At 56.4% G+C, this 20,124-nt stretch carries 17 protein-coding genes and 2 pseudogenes; 11 read left to right on the top strand and 8 right to left on the bottom strand.

Going from position 1 to position 20,124, the window contains the following annotated elements; genetic code table 11:
- The first annotated feature begins 62 nt into the window (after window positions 1-62).
- From AC07U5_RS21135 to AC07U5_RS21125, 3 genes are all read left to right on the top strand, one after another.
- The gene (locus AC07U5_RS21135; RefSeq protein ID WP_494724171.1) at window positions 63-929 is read left to right on the top strand and encodes a D-psicose 3-epimerase; all 867 of its coding nucleotides are present in this window, start codon (window positions 63-65) and stop codon (window positions 927-929) included.
- A 738-nt stretch (window positions 930-1,667) separates the two neighbouring features.
- On the top strand, window positions 1,668-3,176 hold the full coding sequence (locus AC07U5_RS21130) for an ATPase domain-containing protein (RefSeq protein WP_494724170.1): 1,509 nt from the start codon (window positions 1,668-1,670) through the stop codon (window positions 3,174-3,176).
- Complete coding sequence (locus AC07U5_RS21125; protein WP_494724169.1) at window positions 3,118-5,253, top strand: ATP-binding protein; 2,136 nt, start codon at window positions 3,118-3,120, stop codon at window positions 5,251-5,253. Before AC07U5_RS21130 ends, AC07U5_RS21125 begins: the two co-directional genes overlap by 59 nt.
- 283 nt (window positions 5,254-5,536) lie before the next feature.
- On the opposite strand, the pseudogene AC07U5_RS21120 reads toward AC07U5_RS21125, so the two are convergent.
- Window positions 5,537-6,064 (bottom strand): annotated as a pseudogene (locus tag AC07U5_RS21120) (RraA family protein); the annotation flags it as partial.
- A gap of 86 nt (window positions 6,065-6,150) precedes the next feature.
- Between AC07U5_RS21120 and AC07U5_RS21115 the strand changes: the two are divergent.
- From AC07U5_RS21115 to AC07U5_RS21080, 8 genes and pseudogenes are all read left to right on the top strand, one after another.
- Window positions 6,151-6,303 (top strand): hypothetical protein, encoded by a 153-nt coding sequence (locus AC07U5_RS21115; protein ID WP_494724168.1) that lies wholly within the window; start codon window positions 6,151-6,153, stop codon window positions 6,301-6,303.
- Window positions 6,300-7,025 (top strand): tripartite tricarboxylate transporter substrate binding protein, encoded by a 726-nt coding sequence (locus tag AC07U5_RS21110; RefSeq protein ID WP_494724296.1) that lies wholly within the window; start codon window positions 6,300-6,302, stop codon window positions 7,023-7,025. Before AC07U5_RS21115 ends, AC07U5_RS21110 begins: the two co-directional genes overlap by 4 nt.
- Window positions 7,022-7,483: a tripartite tricarboxylate transporter TctB family protein gene (locus AC07U5_RS21105; protein WP_494724167.1), complete on the top strand. Its 462-nt coding sequence runs from the start codon at window positions 7,022-7,024 to the stop codon at window positions 7,481-7,483. The genes AC07U5_RS21110 and AC07U5_RS21105 overlap by 4 nt, the downstream gene beginning before the upstream one ends.
- Window positions 7,484-7,513: 30 nt before the next feature.
- Window positions 7,514-9,022: a tripartite tricarboxylate transporter permease gene (locus AC07U5_RS21100; RefSeq protein WP_494724166.1), complete on the top strand. Its 1,509-nt coding sequence runs from the start codon at window positions 7,514-7,516 to the stop codon at window positions 9,020-9,022.
- A gap of 82 nt (window positions 9,023-9,104) precedes the next feature.
- Window positions 9,105-10,307 (top strand): annotated as a pseudogene (locus tag AC07U5_RS21095) (alpha-hydroxy acid oxidase).
- Between the two features lie 355 nt (window positions 10,308-10,662).
- Window positions 10,663-11,619, top strand: a complete 957-nt coding sequence (locus tag AC07U5_RS21090) for an aliphatic sulfonate ABC transporter substrate-binding protein (protein ID WP_494724165.1) — start codon at window positions 10,663-10,665, stop codon at window positions 11,617-11,619.
- A 118-nt stretch (window positions 11,620-11,737) separates the two neighbouring features.
- A complete protein-coding gene (locus AC07U5_RS21085; RefSeq protein WP_494724295.1) occupies window positions 11,738-12,517 on the top strand; it encodes an ABC transporter permease subunit in 780 nt (259 codons plus the stop codon).
- A 30-nt stretch (window positions 12,518-12,547) separates the two neighbouring features.
- Entirely contained in the window at window positions 12,548-13,339 is a 792-nt protein-coding gene (locus AC07U5_RS21080) for an ABC transporter ATP-binding protein (RefSeq protein WP_494724164.1), read from the top strand.
- A gap of 188 nt (window positions 13,340-13,527) precedes the next feature.
- Here the strand turns inward: AC07U5_RS21080 and AC07U5_RS21075 are convergent, their stop codons facing one another.
- From AC07U5_RS21075 to AC07U5_RS21045, 7 genes are all read right to left on the bottom strand, one after another.
- Window positions 13,528-14,121 carry an alpha/beta hydrolase gene (locus AC07U5_RS21075; protein ID WP_494724163.1) on the bottom strand — a complete coding sequence of 198 codons (594 nt, stop codon included), beginning with the start codon at window positions 14,119-14,121 and terminating at the stop codon, window positions 13,528-13,530.
- A gap of 69 nt (window positions 14,122-14,190) precedes the next feature.
- A complete protein-coding gene (gene ssuD, locus AC07U5_RS21070; protein WP_494724294.1) occupies window positions 14,191-15,399 on the bottom strand; it encodes an FMNH2-dependent alkanesulfonate monooxygenase in 1,209 nt (402 codons plus the stop codon).
- A 120-nt stretch (window positions 15,400-15,519) separates the two neighbouring features.
- Complete coding sequence (locus tag AC07U5_RS21065) at window positions 15,520-16,968, bottom strand: FAD/NAD(P)-binding protein (protein ID WP_494724162.1); 1,449 nt, start codon at window positions 16,966-16,968, stop codon at window positions 15,520-15,522.
- Window positions 16,969-17,018: 50 nt separating this feature from the next.
- Complete coding sequence (locus tag AC07U5_RS21060; protein ID WP_112360844.1) at window positions 17,019-17,210, bottom strand: hypothetical protein; 192 nt, start codon at window positions 17,208-17,210, stop codon at window positions 17,019-17,021.
- 172 nt (window positions 17,211-17,382) lie between these two features.
- Entirely contained in the window at window positions 17,383-18,150 is a 768-nt protein-coding gene (locus AC07U5_RS21055) for an ABC transporter ATP-binding protein (RefSeq protein ID WP_494724161.1), read from the bottom strand.
- A 1-nt stretch (window position 18,151) separates the two neighbouring features.
- On the bottom strand, window positions 18,152-18,937 hold the full coding sequence (locus AC07U5_RS21050; RefSeq protein WP_494724293.1) for an ABC transporter permease: 786 nt from the start codon (window positions 18,935-18,937) through the stop codon (window positions 18,152-18,154).
- 62 nt (window positions 18,938-18,999) lie between these two features.
- Complete coding sequence (locus AC07U5_RS21045; protein ID WP_494724160.1) at window positions 19,000-19,965, bottom strand: aliphatic sulfonate ABC transporter substrate-binding protein; 966 nt, start codon at window positions 19,963-19,965, stop codon at window positions 19,000-19,002.
- Window positions 19,966-20,124 lie beyond the last annotated feature (159 nt).

Below are 20,124 nucleotides of genomic sequence, written 5' to 3'. Positions count from 1 at the left end.
GGCCGCGAACACCACCTTTTACAATCAAGACAGACATCAAACGACAACAGCGAGAGGCTGCTATGAAACACGGAATCTATTACTCCTACTGGGAACATGAGTGGAGCGCCAAGTTCGGCCCCTACGTAGAGAAGGTCGCCAAGCTGGGCTTCGACGTGATCGAAGTCGCCGCTCATCATATCAACGACTACAGCGATGCCGAACTTGCGACCATCAAGCAGAGCGCCCGCGACAACGGCATCATCCTGACGGCCGGTATCGGTCCTTCGAAGTCGAAGAACCTGTCCTCGCCCGATAAGACTGTGCGCGAGGCAGGCAAGGCGTTCTTCGAGAGGACGCTGAGCAATGTCGCCAAGCTCGATATCCACACGATTGGTGGTGCGCTGCATTCCTATTGGCCGATCGACTATTCGCAGCCGGTGGACAAGGAAGGCGACCGTGCACGTGGCGTCGAAGGTATTCACGGCATTGCGGATTTCGCCAACGATCTCGGCATCAATCTGTGCATCGAAGTTCTGAACCGCTTCGAGAACCACGTTCTCAACACGGCCGCCGAAGGCGTTGCCTTCGTAAAGGATGTCGGCAAGTCCAACGTCAAAGTCATGCTCGATACCTTCCACATGAACATCGAAGAAGACAGCTTTGGCGATGCCATTCGCACTGCTGGCCCTCTTCTCGGTCATTTTCACACCGGCGAGAGCAACCGCCGTGTACCGGGCAAGGGTAGAATGCCATGGCATGAGATTGGCGCAGCGCTACGGGAAATCAACTATACCGGCGTCGTCGTTATGGAACCATTCGTCAAAACAGGTGGGACAATCGGCTCCGACATCAAAGTTTGGCGCGATCTCACCGAAGGTGCCGATAGCGCAAAAATGGACGAAGATGCAAAGAAGTCACTCGCCTTCTCACGTTTCGTCTTGGGTTGAACTTACAGGACAGAAAGAGAACTTTGCCTCAACTTAAATCGAGTTGGGGCGATGCATTTGGCGAAGTTAAATACAACCCGCAAACAATCGCGACACGACTGCCGAGAATTGTGAAATATATACTATAGTAGAGAAAAAATCCGCTGAAATTCCTAGTTGCATGTCAGGACGTCGTCACCCTGAAGTATTACATCCGCAATTACATTGCCGTTGCTGCTGGCGATGCCGACGCCTAAATGACGCTGCATCGCTGCAACCTTATCCGCGCGCTCGATCTCTACGAGTAAAACCGCAAAGCTAGTCGATCGTGGTCAAATAGCCCCCGTTTTTTCGCCTGAGTTAAACTCGTTCTTTCGTTGGCCTGGATACAGATACGTTCATCCTTGGCTTTGAAACCGGAGCACACGCAAAGGACGTGTCCAGCTCGTCGGCAGGTGGCAAGCGGAGTCCACCATCCTGCACATCGCATCCCTGCTTGAGAGCATCAGTCCGATGAACGGTATGCGGCCTCAGCTCTGAGACCTATCAGCTGGCAGACATGGCCCTGTCGAATGGGGCCGTGTTCGTTTCCACATCGGCGAGCGATACCCGCATTATCGTCCAAGCGCCGGATCCCTGCCCGACAGGCATTGCTTGCGCGGGGCGGACACTGGTTGGCCGTCTGGGCCCTAGTCTCGCACCGATACCCTTGATTCTCTTAGGGTCGCACTCTACGTATTTAAAAAGTCGGGAGGAAATATGCGCCAGGTTTTGAGTCTAAAAGCAGAAACCGGCGTGAGCGGACTGGATGATGTTCTCTCCGGTGGCCTTACGCGCAGGCATGTTTTTTTGCTTGAGGGCTCTCCAGGGACAGGCAAAACCACGATTGCTTTGCAGTTTCTTATTGAAGGAGAAAAACGCGGGGAGCGCTGCCTCTACATCAGCCTGTCGGAAACGGACGAAGAATTGCGCGATTGCGCGAGATCTCATGGCATGGAGATTGGTAGCGGGATCGAGATATTTGAACTCGTTCCCCCGGAAAGCCTTCTCGATGCCGAACAACAACAAAGCCTGCTCTATTCCTCAGATCTCGAGTTAGGGGAAACGACAAAGCTGATTTTCCAAGCCTTTGAGCGGATTAAACCCCAGCGCGTCGTGATTGACAGCCTCTCTGAAATTCGCCTTCTGGCGCAGAGTTCCTTGCGATACCGCAGACAGATCCTCGCATTGAAGCACTTCTTCGCGCGCTCCGATGCGACGGTGCTGTTGCTTGATGACATGACGTCGGAAAATTTTGACAAGACCGTCCATAGCGTGGTCCATGGTGTCATTCATCTCGAACAGTTGCTTCCGGATTACGGCTCCGAGCGCCGCCGATTGAGAGTGATCAAATATCGCGGTCAGGCGTTTCGCGGCGGCTATCATGATTTCGTCATCAAGACGGGTGGCGTTGCAGTCTTTCCGCGCCTTCGCGCGATCGAGCACAGAACCGAATTTGAACGAACCACCCTATCGAGCGGTCTTGCCGAATTCGACGGCCTGCTCGGTGGAGGCGTGGAGCGTGGATCGAGCACTCTTCTCATCGGCCCTGCTGGAACGGGAAAAAGCCTGTTTGCCCTCCAGTTCGTCAACGCCGCAGTCGAGCGTGGCGAAAGGGCAGCGATCTTTATCTTCGATGAAGAACTTGGTCTCCTATACGCGCGCACCAGATCGATGGGTATCGACTTGGAGAAGTTGCAGGCAGAAGGACACATCCACATCGAGCAACTCGATGCCGCCGAACTATCACCGGGGGAATTTGCACAGCGTGTGCGCGATCGGGTCTCAACCTACGATGCCAAAACAGTCGTTATTGACAGCATAAATGGCTACCAGGCTTCAATGCCGGAAGAGAATGCTCTCATTTTGCACATGCATGAACTGCTACAATACCTCAACAGGCAGGGAGCCAACACGTTCCTGACGGTTGCCCAGCATGGGCTCGTTGGGGATATGAAATCGCCCGTCGATGTCACTTATCTTGCAGATAGCGTCATCCTTCTCAGATATTTCGAGGCGCTCGGAAAAGTGCGGCGCGCTGTATCGGTGATAAAGAAGCGCACGGGGCCTCACGAAGACACGATCCGTGAGTTCAAGATATCGGGTAACGGACTGACCCTCGGAGAACCGCTTTCTGGCTTCCAGGGGATTCTTCGCGGCGTTCCAAACTTTGTCGGCGATCAACACCCTCTTCTTCCTCTTAACGGGGAGGACAGCAAGAATTTCTAACAGCGACATAAGCGCACTTGTCTATGCTCCGATCGGCCGCGATGCACAAATTGCAGCGTCACTCCTGAGCGAAGCTGGCGTTTCTTCCATCCTAGTCGCCGATATCGCATCATTTGTGGCCGGCCTGAAGGACAACGTCGCATTCGCTGTGGTGACAGAGGAGGCTTTGCGTTCAGCGGACTTGAGGGGGATTTCCGCTTGGATCGCAGCACAGCCCAGTTGGTCTGACCTGCCCTTCATCATCCTCACAAATCGTGGCGGCGGACCCGAGCGGAACCCGACTGCGGCGAGGCTCTCTGAAGTGGTGGGAAATGTGAGTTTTGTCGAGCGACCTTTTCATGCAACCAGCTTCATAAGCGTTGCAAGGTCGGCCATACGCGGTCGCCGCCGTCAATTCGATGCCCGGGTCAGAATGGAGGCACTGGATGAAGGCGAGCGTCGCCTTCAAACGGCCCTCGCCGCGGGCCGGCTCGGCGCCTGGGAGCTCGATCTTGCAACCAGTGAACTGACCACCTCGGCAACATTTCGATCCCTTTTCGGCCGCGGTCCCGGCGATGATTTTTCCTATACGGACCTTTTGTCATCGATCCACCCTGCAGATCTCGAGCGCATGCAATCGGCCGTTCGTACAACGATCGAAACGGGCGCCGATTACTCGATAGAATACCGAACGGTCTGGAACGATGGGTCGACCCACTGGGTGGAGATTCGCGCCCAGCTCTACAGCGACCGCACTGGCAAAGCCAGCAAGCTTGTTGGCGTATCGGCCGACATCACCTCACGTTTGGAAGAGGAAGAGCATCAACGGCTGTTGAATGAGGTTCTGGAAGAGCGCGTCGCTGCGCGTACGCGTGACCTGGAAAAGGCATATGCGACAGTCATGGAAGAGGTGAGCCAAAGAGAGCGAGCTGAGCAACAGTTACGCCAGTCCCAGAAAATGGAGGCGATCGGCCAACTGACCGGCGGCGTGGCCCATGATTTCAACAACCTCTTGATGGCCGTGCTCGGCAATCTTGAACTCCTGCGAAAATATGTTGGCGATGATGCGCGAGCGGTCCGCCTGATAGAGGGTGCCCAGCAGGGTGCTAAACGTGGAGCTTCCCTTACCCAGCGACTTCTCGCTTTCGCCCGCAGGCAGGATTTGCGCATCGACCCGGTCGATATGCGCGCGCTGGTTACCGGAATGGAAGACCTGCTGAAACGATCCGTTGGCTCCACAGTGTTCGTTAGAACTGACGTGCCGGAGCATCTCCCGCTAGTTTCGGCGGATGCAAACCAGATTGAACTTGCGCTCCTCAATCTTGTTGTGAACGGCCGTGACGCCATGCCGGATGGCGGTGAAATCTCCATTGGCCTGAACCACGTCCATCTGTCCGTGCCGGACGGTGAGCTTGCGGCAGGCGATTACGTCGTCCTTTCTGTGGTTGACCAAGGTTACGGAATGGATCGTGAAACCTTGCGAAAGGCCGTAGAGCCGTTTTTCTCGACAAAGGAACTTGGAAAAGGCACAGGTCTTGGCCTTTCCATGATCCACGGCCTTGCGTCCCAGTTGAAAGGTGATCTCAAGCTGACAAGCGAGTTGGGTAGGGGCACGAAGGCGGAACTGTGGATCCCACTCTCGACATCCGAAATCACGAACGACTCAGCACCGATTGAGGTGTCAGTAGCACCAACCGCGAGCGCTTCAGGACCGAAACGGATCCTGCTGGTGGATGACGATCCTCTGATAGCTATGAGCTCAGCCGATATGCTGATGGACCTCGGGCACGATGTCGTTGAAGCACATTCAGGGAAAGAAGCCTTGGAGTACCTGGGGGACGGAAGCTGTTTTGACCTCCTAATCACCGACTATTCGATGCCTGGCATGACCGGAGCAGATCTGGTCATTGCAGTCCGCCATATTGTTCCAAAGCTTCCGATACTCATAGCCTCAGGCTACGCAGAACTACCGCCTGGAGTTGATCTTGACGTTGCACGGCTGGGCAAGCCGTATACACAAGATCAACTGGAGCGGGAGCTTCGAAAGCTGTTTCACGATCCGGTCGTGACAGGGCCAGTTATCAGGAACGGGCCGTAGAACACGCCTGTAGAAAAGTGGGTCAACTGGAAAGAGTACCGATCTCGCCGAGAGCTTTTATCCCTCAGGTCTGGACGTGAACAACACGTTGTCGAGCACCCGCCCCGACAAGCGCTAAAAAGTCGCGGATGCTGAAAATCGATGCTTTGAACAACTTAAATGTCTTCGACGTGTAGCCAGACACTCACTGCTCTTGAACAAAATCGAACTGATGGTTGTGTGTTTCTATAGAAGCTGAGACGTCCCAGACTAGCCGCCGTGAAATTCGCGGCGGCTAGTCGCTTCAGATATCGATGCAACCGAGTTTCGTCAGCGTCGCATTGACCCAGGCTCGGTCGTTCTTCCCCGCGCGTATTGCTTCCATCTGCTTCGTCTCGGCCACATGCTTTTTCGTCGCCGCATCGAAAACAGTCTCCACATCGTCGATAGAGACACTCAGGAAGCCGTCCGGATCGCCACATACGAGATCGCCGGGGTTGATCACCATCCCGCCAATCGAGATCGGAACATTCACTTCGCCTGGCCCATCCTTGTAAGGGCCGCGATGAGTGACCCCAAGAGCAAAGACCGGGAAAGTACCGGCGGAAAGCTCGGCGCTGTCACGGATTGCGCCGTTGATAACGATTCCGCCGAGGCCGCGCTGAACCGCGTGCGCCACCATCAACTCCCCGATAATCGCGTTGGTGAGATCGCCGCCAGCATCGACAACGACGATGTCACCGGGTTCCGCAATATCAAGCGCCTTGTGGACCATAAGATTATCGCCGGGGCGCGCTTTCACCGTGACCGCCGGGCCTACCATCATGCCGCCGGTTCATTCGTGACAATCCAAAAGAAGCGGCTGAAATCTTTTTAGCCTCGGAGAAATCGTCTCTCAATGCCGACCAAATCGAGAAAATGCTGGAGAACGTCAAAGACGAGTGGGGCGTTCAGCCCAAAGGTGTGATGGTCTTTGCAGACTTCATGTTTGAAGCAGGCCTGCTGAAGTCGAAATTGACCAAGTGGCAGGACGTGTTCTTTGAGCCTGTCACAACTGCCCAAGGCACCTGAGATCATTTCACCCAGACCATCATGCGTTCTCTTTCATCAATACGCCGGGCTTTCTCTCCATGCAGGTGCAGAGGAAGCTCGGATACGATCCGAAGACGATAAAGCCGGTGGCACGCATCGTTGACGATCCAGCCGCAATTGTTGTGCCCGCGAACTCCGAAATCAAAACGCTTGCTGATTTCGTGGCTGCTGCCAAGGCAAAGCCCGGCGCCGTATCCTTTGGCTCCTCGGGTATCGGCACTGATGACCATCTGGCGATCATCATTCTCGGCGCCGAGTCCGGCACCACGATCACACATATTCCGTTCAATGGCGCTGGCGAAACGCGCACTGCGATCCTCGGCTCTCAGGTAAACGGCGGCGGCCTCAACGTGAGTGAATTTGCCGGCAACGACACATCGGGTCTCAGAATGATCAATACGTTTGGCAAGGAGCGTTCACCGCAGCTTCCAGACGTACCGACTGCTATCGAGTCTGGCTTCAACGTAGAGATGACTTCGGAGCGCGGTATTGCCGCACCCCGCGAAGTGCCTGCCGAGATTGCAGATCGCTTCGCAGCAGCCGTCAAGGCGACGCTCGACAATCCCGACTTCCAGAAACAGGCCAAGCAGATGGCGTTGCCATTGGCGTATCTCAGTGGTCCCGACTGGGAGAAGGAGATGCCCAACCGCCTCGCTCGCTTCCAGGAAATCTGGAACAAGACACCGTGGGTGCAGCAATGAGCATAAAGTCTGCAACCAAGGGCCGGGACTTTCCTGATATTCTTGCTGGTTATGTCATGATCTTTCTGGGAGCGCTCGGCCTTTGGGCCGGGCGTGACCTGTCATTCGGCACGCCGGCGACGATGGGGCCGGGCTTCTTGCCAAGGTCGCTCTGCGTCATCATTGCTTTGATCGGGGCCGTTGTGCTGATCAAGGCTCTGACCAAGCCCCACGAAGCACTCGACGCGATCAATCCAAAACCGCTGATCATCCTCGTGGTTGGTATCGCGGGATTTGCTTTCGCCGCAGAAAGCCTTGGCTTTGTTGTTGCGACAATCTGGCTTCTTGTCGTCGGAAGTCTTGCTGATCCGGAATCGAGGTGGCGAGAAATCTTCATCTCCACCGCGGTCCTGACCACGCTCGGCGCGCTTCTCTTTATCTACGGACTCGGCGTCCAGATGCCCATTTGGCCTCTGTGATCGCCATCCTGACCTGATCGGATTACTTCGATGGCATTTCTCGACGTCTTGATGCTTGGCTTCTCCGAAGCACTGACACCGACGAATTTGATGTTTTGCTTTATCGGGGCGCTTCTTGGCACCTTGATCGGCGTTTTGCCTGGCATTGGCCCGACCGCGACCGTTGCAATTCTCTTACCCGTCACATTCTTCCTGCCGCCACTCGGCGCGCTGATCATGCTGGCCGGCATTTTCTATGGCGCGCAATATGGTGGCTCCACAACGGCGATCCTTGTGAACCTTCCTGGTGAGGCTTCGGCAGTCGTCACGGCGATCGACGGATACCAGATGGCTCGAAAAGGTCGGGCCGGTGCGGCACTGGCAATTGCTGCGTTAGGTTCGTTCTTTGCTGGAACAGTCTCAACGATTGCCCTCGCCGTTGCCGGGCCAACGCTTTCATCTTTCGCCCTGTCCTTCGGGCCTGCGGAATATGTCGCACTGTGTATCTTCGGTCTGCTTGCTGCGACCATTCTCGCGCATGGCTCTGTCGTCAAGGCGATTGGAATGGTCTGCCTTGGCCTTGTGCTCGGCATGGTTGGCATCGACGTCAACAGCGGTTCGGCCCGCATGACCTTTGGATCAACGGATCTTTATGACGGCATCGAGTTTGTCGTCATCGCTGTTGGTCTCTTCGGTATTGCGGAGATCGCAACCAATCTCGAGTCGAAGGAGGTCCGCGGCGTTCTGCAAAGCAAGATCGGTCGCTTATGGCCGACGCGTGAAGAATTCAAGGAAAGCTGGGGCGCCGTGCTTCGCGGTACAGGCGTAGGCACAATTCTGGGCGTATTGCCAGGCGGCGGTGCAACGCTCAGTGCATTCAGTGCCTATTCGGTTGAAAAGCGCATGGCCAAGACACCGGAAAAGTTCGGTCATGGCGCGATCGCCGGTGTGGCGGGTCCCGAAGCCGCAAACAATGCCGGTGCGCAGTCCTCTTTCATTCCTCTTCTGACCCTCGGCATTCCGTCCAACTCCATCATGGCCATGATGCTTGGTGCAATGACGATCCATGGCATCACGCCCGGACCTTCCGTCATCCAAAACCAGCCCGGCCTGTTCTGGGGGTTGGTGGCGTCAATGTGGATCGGTAATGCGATGCTCCTCGTCATCAACCTGCCTTTGATTGGGCTCTGGGTAAAGTTGCTGCAAATCCCATACCGCATCATGTACCCGGCCATCCTGTTGTTCTGCTGCGTAGGTGTCTACAGCGTCAGCAACCGTGGTTTCGATGTCGCCCTGGTCATCCTGTTTGGTGTTTTGGGTTACGTTCTGCGTAAGGCGAAATGCGAACCAGGCCCGCTCCTTCTCGGGTTTGTTCTCGGTCCACTGCTGGAGACGAACCTGCGACGCGCCATGCTGCTTTCGCAAGGCGACTGGCTGGTGTTTTTCGAGCGCCCGATAAGCGCGGGACTTCTGGCGCTGACGGCGCTCATGTTGCTGACTTTGATTTTGCCGACCATCCGCAAAAACAGGAAAGCTGCGTTCGAGGCGAGCGAAGACTAAAACCTGGGCGTCACGAGGCGCCCTTATCCTTTCGGCAGTGTTCCGGGCGCTTCTTGGTCCGTTATTAGCTTGGATATGGCAGATGACATCCCCCATCTTCGCGACAAAATTTGCACGGCGTTTGGACAGCGTCCTATCGCTTGATGATTTTGAAGCGCTTGCGAGGCGCCACCTGCCCGCGCCTTTGTTCGGCTATATCGCGGGCGGAAGTGAAACGAACGCCTCACGTCGGATGAATGAGGAGGCATTCGAGGCGATAAGCTTTGTGCCGCGCGTTCTAAGAAACGTCTCGGCCCGTACCACGGTGGCTAACCTGTTTGGAGAAGAGTGGAGAGCGCCTTTCGGTATCGCGCCGATGGGCATCAGCGCCCTGATGGCCTACCGTGGTGATCTTGTCCTAGCCGAGGCGGCGCAGGCATCGGGCATCCCCATGATCATGAGCGGGTCATCGTTGATCCGGCTTGAGGACGTCGCCACGGCCGCACCCCGCTCCTGGTTTCAGGCCTATTTGCCAGGTGAGCCTGAGAAAATCGATGCTCTCATCGACCGCGTTGCGAAAGCGGGCTTCAAGACATTGGTTCTCACAGCCGATACGGCAGTGCTGGCTAACCGCGAAAACAACGTGCGAGCGGGCTTCTCGACCCCGTTGCCCCCCAGCTTACGTCTCGCCTGGCAAGGGCTCAGTCACCCTAGGTGGACGGTCAGAACCTTCATGCGGACAATCATCAACCACGGTATACCGCATTTTGAGAACTCCTTTTCCACACGCGGCGCTCCGATCATCGCCTAGAACGTGATGCGCGATTTCGGAAAGACGGATCACCTGGACTGGAGCCACGTCGCTAGAATTCGTCAAAGGTGGACCGGCAACCTCGTTATCAAAGGTATTCTACACTCCGAAGACGCCAAGATCGCAGTAAAGAGCGGTGTTGATGGTATCATCGTTTCGAACCACGGCGGACGTCAACTCGACGGAGCAATAGCTCCAATGACCGCATTGCCCGATATTGTCTCGAGTATCGGCGACGCCGTTCCCGTCATGATGGATGGTGGCATTAGGCGAGGCACGGACATCGTAAAGGCCCTGGCCTTGGGCGCACAGTTTGTTTTCGTCGGGAGGCCGTTCCTTTATGCTGCCACTGTCGGTGGTATGGCGGGCGTGGCGAGAGCGGCCGCAATCTTGCATGATGAACTTCACCGTAACATTGGCTTGCTTGGGGTGACATCAATCAAAGAAATTACTGATGAACGACCCGTAAGACATCGTATCTCGGCGTTCGGTTAATTGCTTCCGGTCATCAGCTCTTGATGGTATCCGAACGAACGACCCGCTCACAAACAACCAACTGCCTGGGATGATTGATTATCTTCGTCAGCAATTATCTCGGCGTCTAATTCGGTACATGTCTTCGCTGCGGTGGTGAGGGCGCGTATGATGCAATCGGCACAGCCAACGTCCTTTTAGGGGTTCGTCGTATCGATCGCATGAGCATCGATCGCTTCAATCCCTCTATGCAGCAAACTGGCAAAAATTTTTTCTCTTCTGCAGCTCCAATCGGAAAAAAAGACGGCTCGCTTGGGGAGTTGCTTCGCTAGGATCAGAGCATTGGTACAGGACTACCATCGTTGGAGAAACCTTAATGTCCGCTGTCACACGACGCGTATTAGGAGCGGGCATTGCCATGCTCATCATGCTTTCATTGTCACCTGCTTCCGCTGAAGATTTGAAGGAACTCAGGATCGGCTTCCAGAAAACCAATCTGCCGGTGATTGCCCAGCAGCAGAAGGTCATAGAGAAGGCTCTCGAGCCGAAGGGAACGACCGTCAAGTGGGTCGAGTTCAACGCGGGGCCACCGATTATCGAAGCGCTCAATGTGGGCTCGATCGATCTGGGGTGGACGGGCGATGCTCCGCCTATTTTCGGGCAAGCCGCAGGCTCTGCGATCACCTATGTTGCAGCCCTTCCTTCCAATGGCGCCGGCGAGGCGATTTTTGTTAAGCCTCAGTCCGACATCAAGACCGTTGCTGATCTGAAGGGCAAGAAGGTCGGCGTCGGCAAGGGAACGAGCGCGCACAATCTTCTGGTTGCGGCACTGGAAAAGGTGGGCGTGGCGTTTTCGGACATCACTCCTGTCTATCTTAGCCCGCCGGACGCGGCTGCCGCCTTCGCCAGCGACAAGATCGATGCCTGGGCCGTGTGGGACCCCTACTTCGCAATCGCTGAAACGCGATACAAGCCGCGCGTGCTGACGACATCTGCTGAGACGCTGAAGGTGAACACCTACTTCTTGGCCAACAGCAAGTTCGCAGCCGCTCATCCAGACGCTGTCACGACAACGATCGGGGCCCTTAAGGTTGCGGCAACATGGGCTGCCGCCAATCGCGACAAGGTCGCACAGGCTCTACACGACGTGACCAATGTGCCGCTTGAGGCGCAAACGCTGGCTGCAAACCGTGCCGAGTTCGGTATCGGACCTGTCACGCCGGAGATCACCAAGAGCCAGCAGGAAACGGCTAATAGGTTCTTCAGGCTTGGCCTCATTCCAAAGCAAATCAATGTGGCTGACGCAGTCTGGAAGGCACAGGGAACGAATTAGGCGTGCCGAACTGACCTCATTCACGCTGATCGGCGCGCTCACCAGGGCGCGCCGATGTCTATTTCAACATGACCGTCCGGTGACGAGCCAGGCGTTAGGCACCAGGGAAGCAGTCTCGATGTTTCGCATCAATCGCATTGTCTCAGGCAAGATATCCGGCTGGATACTTCCAGCCTTCTTGATCATTCTGTGGGAAATAGCGAGCCGCGCAGGCTGGATTTCAGCCAGTACAATGGCGCCTCCATCTGCGGTGGCAGAGGCTTTCTGGCGGTTGCTGCTATCCGGTGAACTACTGCACAATATCGCCATCAGCACAGTACGCGCGCTGTCCGGCTTCACGATCGGTGGGACGATCGGCCTCGTTTTTGGGTTGATGAACGGTCTGTCGGCATTGTCGCGCAATCTCACCGACACGACACTGCAGATGATCCGTAACATCCCTCACCTCGCGCTGATACCACTCGTCATCCTTTGGTTCGGGATTGACGAGGAGGCCAAGCTATTCCTGGTGGCACTCGGTGTTTTCTTCCCGATCTATGTCAACACGTTGCTCGGCATACAGAGCGTTGATCGCCAGCTTGTTGAAATGGGCCGCACATACGGCATGTCGTCTTCGGCGCTTTTCTTTCAGGTCATCCTGCCGGGCGCCCTGCCGGCAATGTTCGTCGGGCTGCGTTATGCGCTCGGCATCATGTGGCTTACTCTCATCGTCGCGGAGACCATCGCTGCCTCTTCAGGCCTCGGCTACATGGCAATGCAAGCCAGGGAATTCCTGCTGATCGACGTCGTGTTGTTGTCCATTATTATCTACGCCTTGCTCGGAAAGCTTGCTGACTCGCTTGCGCGTCTGCTGGAACGGCTGACCCTGCAATGGCATCCTGCTTTTCAATCCGCCTGAAGCCTTCAGAGACGTGGAGAATTTAGACTAATGTCCGTTGTCAACATCCCAACCGTGTCGAAAGCGTCTTTCGCGGAACCAGTTGCAGTTCCGGCTTCTATGCGATTGCCGACCGCAGTGTCGTTTCGAGGCGTTACGCGCGACTTTGGCAACAAGCCGGTTTTGAAGGGCATCGACCTCGATATCCCTGCCGGCCAATTCCTCGCAGTTATTGGCAAAAGCGGCTGCGGCAAGAGCACCTTGCTTAGGCTGTTGGCAGGGCTCGACAAGCCAAGTTCCGGCTCCGTCACCGTCAAATCGCAGGATGGAAGCGCACGCACGCGCATCATGTTCCAGGAACCCCGTCTATTGCCTTGGGCGAGCGTCGCAAAGAATGTGGGAGTCGGCTTGACCGGTATCTCCAAGGGTGCGGAGGCACGCGAGCGATCTCTCTCGATCCTGCGCGACGTCGGCCTGGATGACCGCGCGGACGAGTGGCCGTCTGTTCTTTCCGGTGGGCAGCGGCAACGCGTGGCACTTGCCCGGGCCCTCGTCGCCAGACCGCGGGTTCTGGCACTGGACGAGCCGCTCGGAGCGCTCGACGCACTCACCCGGATCGAGATGCAGCGGCTGTTGGAAGAAATTTGGCAACAGCAGAAATTCACAGCCGTCCTCGTTACCCATGACGTCACCGAGGCCGTGGCGCTTGCCGACCGCATTATCGTCATCGATGCCGGTCGGATTGCACTTGATATCGAGGTCTCCTTTGCGCGGCCACGCCGTCACGGTGCACCGGAACTGGCCGCGCTTGAAGGAAAGATTTTGAGTGCGTTGTTCAAATGACGAGCGGATCGATATGATCGCTAGAGACATCCGACGAGATGGATCATCTTCTCTCCGTCTGAAGGACTAAAGCATGTCGCGCAAGAGTGTGAAGCGGCTTTGCTATGCCAACATGCGCCAAACCAATGAACTGAAGCGCAAGGAGCGAATCTGAAAGATCGCGACATGCCTTAGAAAGACGACGGAGTCTACGCTACCCGCTCGGCCCCGTCTAAAACGAGGCGAGCGGGTTGCTCCGTTGTTAAATCTCCAGATCGGATAAGCGTCTCAAAAAGTTCGTAGCCCCGCGGCCATCGTCCAAAACCGCTGGCGATATTGATGTGGCCCACGGGGCCGAGATTGATGAGATCACTGCCCCAAAGGCGGGCGGTCTGCGTCACCTCTTCACCCTTCATGTAAGGGTCGGTAGTGCTACCGACCACGAGGCTCGAAAAGGGAAGAGGCGACGTTGGAAACTTGCCGAACCGGACGATGCAAAGATGCAGTGCCTCGACTTCCTCCAGCGACGCAGGCGCAACGAGGAGTGCGGCCTTGATTTTGTCGGCCAGCGGCCGCTCGGCCATATTTGCAATCAACACGCAGCCGAGGCTGTGCGCCACGACATAGGCTTGGTTCACATTGGCCAGCGCGGCCTCGAACCGCGCCAACCAGTCCTGCAGCACTGGACACTGCCAGTCATCCTGATCGACCAGCTTGGCCGAAGGATCGTCGCAGAGCCAATGGTCCTGCCAGTGACCAGGAGGTGAGCCATTCAGTCCAGGAACAATCAGGGTCGTACACATGCATCATCCATAAGTGCAAAGCCCGCTGCCTCGAAGCAAGGGACGTCGTTCCTGAACGGCTGGCAGCTATCAGCCTTGTGACGCGGCCGCCACCTTCGTAGGCGAGGGTCCAGGAGCGGAAGCAGTTTTTACATTGCCACCATGTCCGCCACCGCCGAAGACCTGCTGCTCGCCGAAGGACGAACGGATTTGCCCTCTGGGACCAGGGAGGCCAATCTCCGGGAAAAGCAGTTCGGAAACGCGATAGGCTTCCTCCAGATGGGGGTATCCCGAGGCTATAACGGTGTCGATGCCCAGTTCCTGATACTCACGCAAGCGAGCCGCGACCGTCTGCGGTGAACCGACGAGCGCCGTACCGGCACCCGATCGGACGAGGCCTATGCCCGCCCACAGGTTCGGCGAAACCTCCAGCTTGTCGCGCCGACCCTGGTGAAGAGACACCATCCGCGCCTGACCAACGGAATCCGAATTCTTGGCGAAGACTTCCTGCGCCGCGGCAATCGTCTCGTCAGACAGTTTGGAGATCAGTCTGTCGGCCGCTGCCCAGGCCTCCTCATCCGTCTCACGGACGATGAAGTGCAACCGAATACCGAACGTGACTTTCTTCCCATGCGCCTCAGCAGCTTTCCTCACCTTGACGATCTTTTCCGCAACCTGCTGCGGCGGCTCGCCCCAAGTCAGGTACTTGTCGGTGATGCCAGCGGAGAAGTCGATCGCGGCATCGGAGGATCCGCCAAAATAGATCGGCGGATGGGGTTGCTGAACAGGCGGCAGACCAAGGCGCGCATCGATCGCCTTTATGTAGCGGCCATCAAGATGGGCGTGACCGTTGGCAATAAGTGAGTTGAAGACCTGGAAGAACTCGTCCGCGTGATCGTATCGCTCGTCATGGGGAAGGAATATCCCATCGCCAGCAAGCTCCTGCGCGCTCCCGCCCACGACGATGTTGAGAAGCAGACGGCCGTTCGAAACACGGTCAAGCGTAGACGCCATTCGCGCATAGTAGGCAGGCGACGCGACACCCGGGCGGATCGCGACGAGGAACTTCAATCTCTCCGTATGTGCTGCAAGATCAGCGGCAAGAATAAAAGACTCCTCACAGGCAGCGCCCGTCGGGATCAGCACGCCCGAATAGCCCAGCCGATCCGCAGCCTTGGCGATCTCGCGAAAGTAACCGGGATCGGAAGGCCTGCTCAGGTCGTCGGAACCAATATAGGCGCCGTCTCCCGAGCTAGGGATAAACCAGAGAAAATCGAGTGGCTTGGCAACTGTCATGATCAGATCCTATAGGCGCATTGAAGTGTCGCCGATCTTACAAAAGTCTACAAACTTGATAAGAAACCACATTCCAACACGCGTGCCGCCAGCGGAACAAACGTCTCCTGAAACACCCGACCGTCAGCCTGCGACTGCGTAGTTCGCATGGGGCGAGATCTTGCTCCTACACATCAGATCGCGAACACCCGCCGCGACAAAGATCGCATGCTCCGTTACCTGGGGCAGCCCCATCAATTCTCCAAACGCCCCTCGCGCAAGCGGACCGGCGATGAACAGCGAAGTGGTGCTCTCGCCAAAAGTCGATATGGGATGAGATTGCGCGTCGACCAGGATACCAAGCCCGGTCGGGCAAGCCTGCAAGAGGCCGGCCTCTTCGAGTTGTCGAAGCAGTGGCTGACTTTGGAGAATGCCGCCATGTGCCGGCCCCGTGGTCACGACGATGGCATCGACATCAAGCGCCTCGACCTCCCCACTTAGGCGAGGCCTCAGCACGACCCGATAGCCTGCGGCGTTTTTCGTAATGGAAGAAAGCGAGGCTGCACGAACATCCATTTGGCCGCTTGCGATTGCCTGCTCCACAGCAGCTTCAACCTGTGGGGCGACCCGAAAGCGATGGACATCCCAGAACGGTCGCACGTGCCGGGCGATGCGTCTGCGCGCGGCGACGGGTAAGTTTTTCCAAATCTCCTGCCCTTGCCCCCTCACCGCGTCAACGACGCAGTGCCAGGTCATGCCCTGAGCCTCTGCCTCCCTTAGACGTTGACGGATGGCATGAAGAAGGGCGCTGGCAGACTGTTGTCGCTCGGACAGAAAATCGCCGAAAGGGTCCTGCCCGGCTGGTCCGTGGCCGCGCGATCTCAGCCCTCTGCGAGATACAGAGGTGATGTGGCCGGTATGTCCACGTCTTTTGAGCGACGCGACCACATCGGCAGCGGTCAGGCCATTGCCTATGATGAGAACGCGATGCGCAGCATCGATTGCGTCTATCGCATCAGGAACCGTGAAATCCGCAATCAACTTTGGGTCGTTCTGGAAAGGCACGAGCGCTCTGGGCAGCGAAGGCGGCGGGTGGCTCACCGCCAATACAACGATATCGGCAAGCAGCGCATTTCCGTCGGCCCCGATAATCTCATAACTGCCAGCTTTTTGAGATACCGCTACCGCGTCTGTTTGCCAGTGACCGATACGCCCGCTCTGCAAATAGGGGCGAAGACGTGCCGAAACATAATCGCCAAAGACAGACCGTCTGGGATAGGGAGAGCCATCGTGTCCGATAAGGTCACCATCGTGCTCGGACGGCAAATCTCTCAGATAAGTCTCGAAATCATCTGGTATGTCGGGAAAAAGCGTCATCCTCGCTGCAGGAACATTTACCCGGTGTGCTGGATCGATCGCGCTATACGCAAGACCGCGGCCCAAATCAGATCGGGGCTCCACGACGACCACGGATGCGTCGGCGGGAGTGTCTTCGCTTCCAACAAGATGCACCGCCGTCGCAGCGCCCGTAAATCCACCGCCGATAATTGCCACGCTGACGCGGTCAGATGACGCAGGAGAGAAAGACTTCATAGTTTTACGTCAATCCTGAAGCAAGGCTGACAACGCTGCACCGTCCCGCCCTAAACAACGGGGTAGCAGGCGAGACCCCAGAAGGCGATTTCCGCTTCTTGCTCACGATCGCGATTTTTGCTTTCGTCGTCGCGACCGAGAGAAGGCAGCGGCATTTCCTCAGGGGCAAATTCCGCCTTGGGAGCGCTCGGTTTAAATATCTTGAACATGTCGAGCGAAAACAGATTGAAACCAGTCGGCATTTCACCTTCTCCCTTTGTGAGACTTATAGTTTCGCCAGCTAAGGGGTGCGGGTCAAGATTCTCTACAAGATCACTATTCTATTTTTCGTGCGTTTCCGACAACGCTCTACCCTGTCCGGGCCTGCCGTTGAAAACATCCAAACTGCGTGCAAGAGTGGGGGGGCAGCTGCACTCAAGCAGCATTCACTGCCGCACCATGATCAGCGCGCACCGCTAAGGAGCGTTCCAGCAACTCCGACAGGTGGCTTTTCAACGCAGTGAACGCAGTAGAGTTTCGATCCCGTTTGCGCGCGAGATCGACACTGACCGTTTCGAATATCCGTCCAGGCGATGGCTGCATAACGACGATCCTGTCGGCGAGCACGACAGCCTCTTCGATATCATGCGTAACAAGCAGCATGGTCGTGCGCTGTTCGAGCCATAGATCCGAGAGATGATCTTGCAGAGATGTCCTCGTCATCGCATCAAGCGCCGAAAACGGTTCGTCCAGCAACAGAACCGCCGGCTCAACCACCAGAGCGCGAGCCAGCGAGACGCGCTGTGCCTGACCGCCGGACAGCTCGCGCACCCACCGGTCTCCATAGGCCGACAGACCCATACGGTCCAACGCCTGCAAAACACGAAGGTGACGATCTTCGCGAGAGAGGTGCTTCAGCCCGAAGCCGATATTGTCCGCGACACTCAACCACGGAAAGAGCCTTGGTTCCTGGAAAACAAGGTTCACACGTTCATCGGGTTCGGTAAGCGTCTTATCCTGGAGGATGATGCGGCCGCGCGTCGCGCTCTCAAGACCCGACACAAGCCGCAGCAGCGTGCTTTTGCCACATCCAGAGCCACCAATGATAGCGAGCACCTCTCCCGGCTTGATCTCAAGACTGAAGCCACTGATAGATTGCGTGCCATTGGGAAAGGTCTTCGATAGTGCATCTATGATTAACATCTTATCTCTTCCGGCCGTGGTGATCATGCCACCGAACAAAAGGCGCGCTACCGACAATCAGCAGCGTGTCCGTCAACTTTCCGAAGACAGCGAAAATGAGGATCGCAGCCAGAATCTGGTCGGGCTTGCCCAGTTGCTGCCCATCCACGAGAAGATAGCCAAGCCCGTTCGAAGCACCCATGAACTCCGCAGCCACCACGAACATCCAGCCAAGCCCGAGACCGGCCCGAAGTGCCAGCACATAGTCCGGCAAGACGGAAGGCAGAAGAATACGCCGCACAAGTTGGAAATCAGACAGACGAAATATTCGACCGACTTCCACCACCTTACGATCGACACCACGAACGGAGCCGTAAACGCCGAGATAGACTGGAAAGAAGACACCGACGGCAATCAGCGCGACCTTGGATGCTTCGAATATCCCAAACCACAGTATAAACAACGGGACCCAGGCAATGGATGGAATGGCGCGAAGCGCTTGCAGCGTTGGGTCGAGTAGACGGCTCAAACGCTGTGAATATCCGGTGACGGCACCGATGACTGTGCCAAAAGCAGCGCCTGCCAAAAAACCGACCGCGACACGCCAGACCGTAATGCCGATGTGATCTGCCAGTTCACCCGAAGATGCAAGTTCGCCGATGGTCTGGAAGACGCGCGACGGCGGCGGCATCAACCGTCCCTCGATAAGTCCGGAACGGACCAGACCCTCCCATAGGAGGAGGAGAATGCATGGAAATATCAGGCCGAAAACTGGATTGTCGAGAACCGGGACGCGTATCGCACGCATCCCGGTTTCTTTCTTCTGACTGTCCGCCCGCCACAAATCGGCCAACGCCATTGAACAACTCCCTATTGGCCGAGCGCGCTACCATAGGTCGGATCGATCAAGTCGCTTGTCACTTTCTTTACATCAACATCCGTCTTGATCACGCCCGCCTGTTGCAGGGCGATGCCTGCCGCCTCGATGGTCTCCCGTTGCTCGTCACCGATCCTGGAATGGCTGAGATCGGTACGCTCAAGCTGCTTTGCGATGACGCTATCCGGCAGTTTCGTTGCAGTCACCAGCGCAGCCTTCAGAACACCGGGCTCGGCGATCGCTTTCTTACGCGCGACCTCATAGGCAGCAATCACGCGGGAAACGACTTCGGGATGTTCCTTCGCAAACGCTTCACGAACATTCAAAACGCCCCAACTGTTGTTCTCCGGCTTGCGATAAAACAGGACATCGCCGTTCTCCACCTCAGCCGAGGCCATAATCGGATCGAGACCGGCCCAGGCATCAACATCCCCACGCTGCAACGCCAGCTTGCCATCCGCGTGCTGCAGAAGCACAAGTTTGACATCCTTCTCGGAAAGGCCAGCTTCCGCCAAAGCGCGGACCAGAAAAATATGCGGATCTGTTCCGCGTGTCACAGCAATGGATTTACCCTTCAGATCCGCCACCTTGGCAATGCCGGTGTCTTTCCGGGTCACAAGCGCCGTCCATTCAGGACGGGAATAAACATATACCGAACTGATGGGATTACCGTTGACGCGCCCGATGAGCGCGGCAGCACCTGCGGTCGAGCCGAAATCCAGCGATGAGGCATTAAGGAACTCCAGCGCCTTGTTGGAGCCCGCGGACTGCACCCAGGTCACCTTGATGCCGTCCTTGCTGAACTCCTTCTCCAACAGACCGTCATTCTTCAGCACCAGACTGACAGGATTATAGGTCGCCCAATCGATGCGTATCTCGGAAAGCTCGGCCGCCAGCGCCTGACCAAAGGTCGTCACGGATGCCAAAAGACCAAGCGCCAATCCCAAAACAACTTTCATCGTCTGCTCCCTTTAAAACAATGAAGTCAATCTATGATTTTGATCAACTTCTGAAAGGTGCCCCTTTCTAAAGTTTGTACGGGCTTTAGAATAAAGCAGTCGCAAAGCGGTCTCAGAGATGTTTTGCCGTTATCGGAAGATCGACTTTCGAAAAGCGCA

It is taken from the genome of Agrobacterium sp. GW821-FHT02D03 (genome assembly GCF_059421725.1).
This window is presented reverse-complemented; position numbering and strand designations above follow the sequence as displayed.

Bases quoted from the DNA above. Each gene is read 5' to 3' on its own strand.
- AC07U5_RS21135 (WP_494724171.1), top strand. From the start codon at position 63: ATGAAACACGGAATCTATTACTCCTACTGGGAACATGAGTGGAGCGCC.
- AC07U5_RS21130 (WP_494724170.1), top strand. From the start codon at position 1,668: ATGCGCCAGGTTTTGAGTCTAAAAGCAGAAACCGGCGTGAGCGGACTG.
- AC07U5_RS21115 (WP_494724168.1), top strand. From the start codon at position 6,151: ATGCTGGAGAACGTCAAAGACGAGTGGGGCGTTCAGCCCAAAGGTGTG.
- AC07U5_RS21105 (WP_494724167.1), top strand. From the start codon at position 7,022: ATGAGCATAAAGTCTGCAACCAAGGGCCGGGACTTTCCTGATATTCTT.
- AC07U5_RS21100 (WP_494724166.1), top strand. From the start codon at position 7,514: ATGGCATTTCTCGACGTCTTGATGCTTGGCTTCTCCGAAGCACTGACA.
- AC07U5_RS21090 (WP_494724165.1), top strand. From the start codon at position 10,663: ATGTCCGCTGTCACACGACGCGTATTAGGAGCGGGCATTGCCATGCTC.
- AC07U5_RS21085 (WP_494724295.1), top strand. From the start codon at position 11,738: ATGTTTCGCATCAATCGCATTGTCTCAGGCAAGATATCCGGCTGGATA.
- AC07U5_RS21080 (WP_494724164.1), top strand. From the start codon at position 12,548: ATGTCCGTTGTCAACATCCCAACCGTGTCGAAAGCGTCTTTCGCGGAA.
- AC07U5_RS21075 (WP_494724163.1), bottom strand. From the start codon at position 14,121: ATGTGTACGACCCTGATTGTTCCTGGACTGAATGGCTCACCTCCTGGT.
- AC07U5_RS21065 (WP_494724162.1), bottom strand. From the start codon at position 16,968: ATGAAGTCTTTCTCTCCTGCGTCATCTGACCGCGTCAGCGTGGCAATT.
- AC07U5_RS21060 (WP_112360844.1), bottom strand. From the start codon at position 17,210: ATGCCGACTGGTTTCAATCTGTTTTCGCTCGACATGTTCAAGATATTT.
- AC07U5_RS21055 (WP_494724161.1), bottom strand. From the start codon at position 18,150: ATGTTAATCATAGATGCACTATCGAAGACCTTTCCCAATGGCACGCAA.
- AC07U5_RS21050 (WP_494724293.1), bottom strand. From the start codon at position 18,937: ATGCGTGCGATACGCGTCCCGGTTCTCGACAATCCAGTTTTCGGCCTG.
- AC07U5_RS21045 (WP_494724160.1), bottom strand. From the start codon at position 19,965: ATGAAAGTTGTTTTGGGATTGGCGCTTGGTCTTTTGGCATCCGTGACG.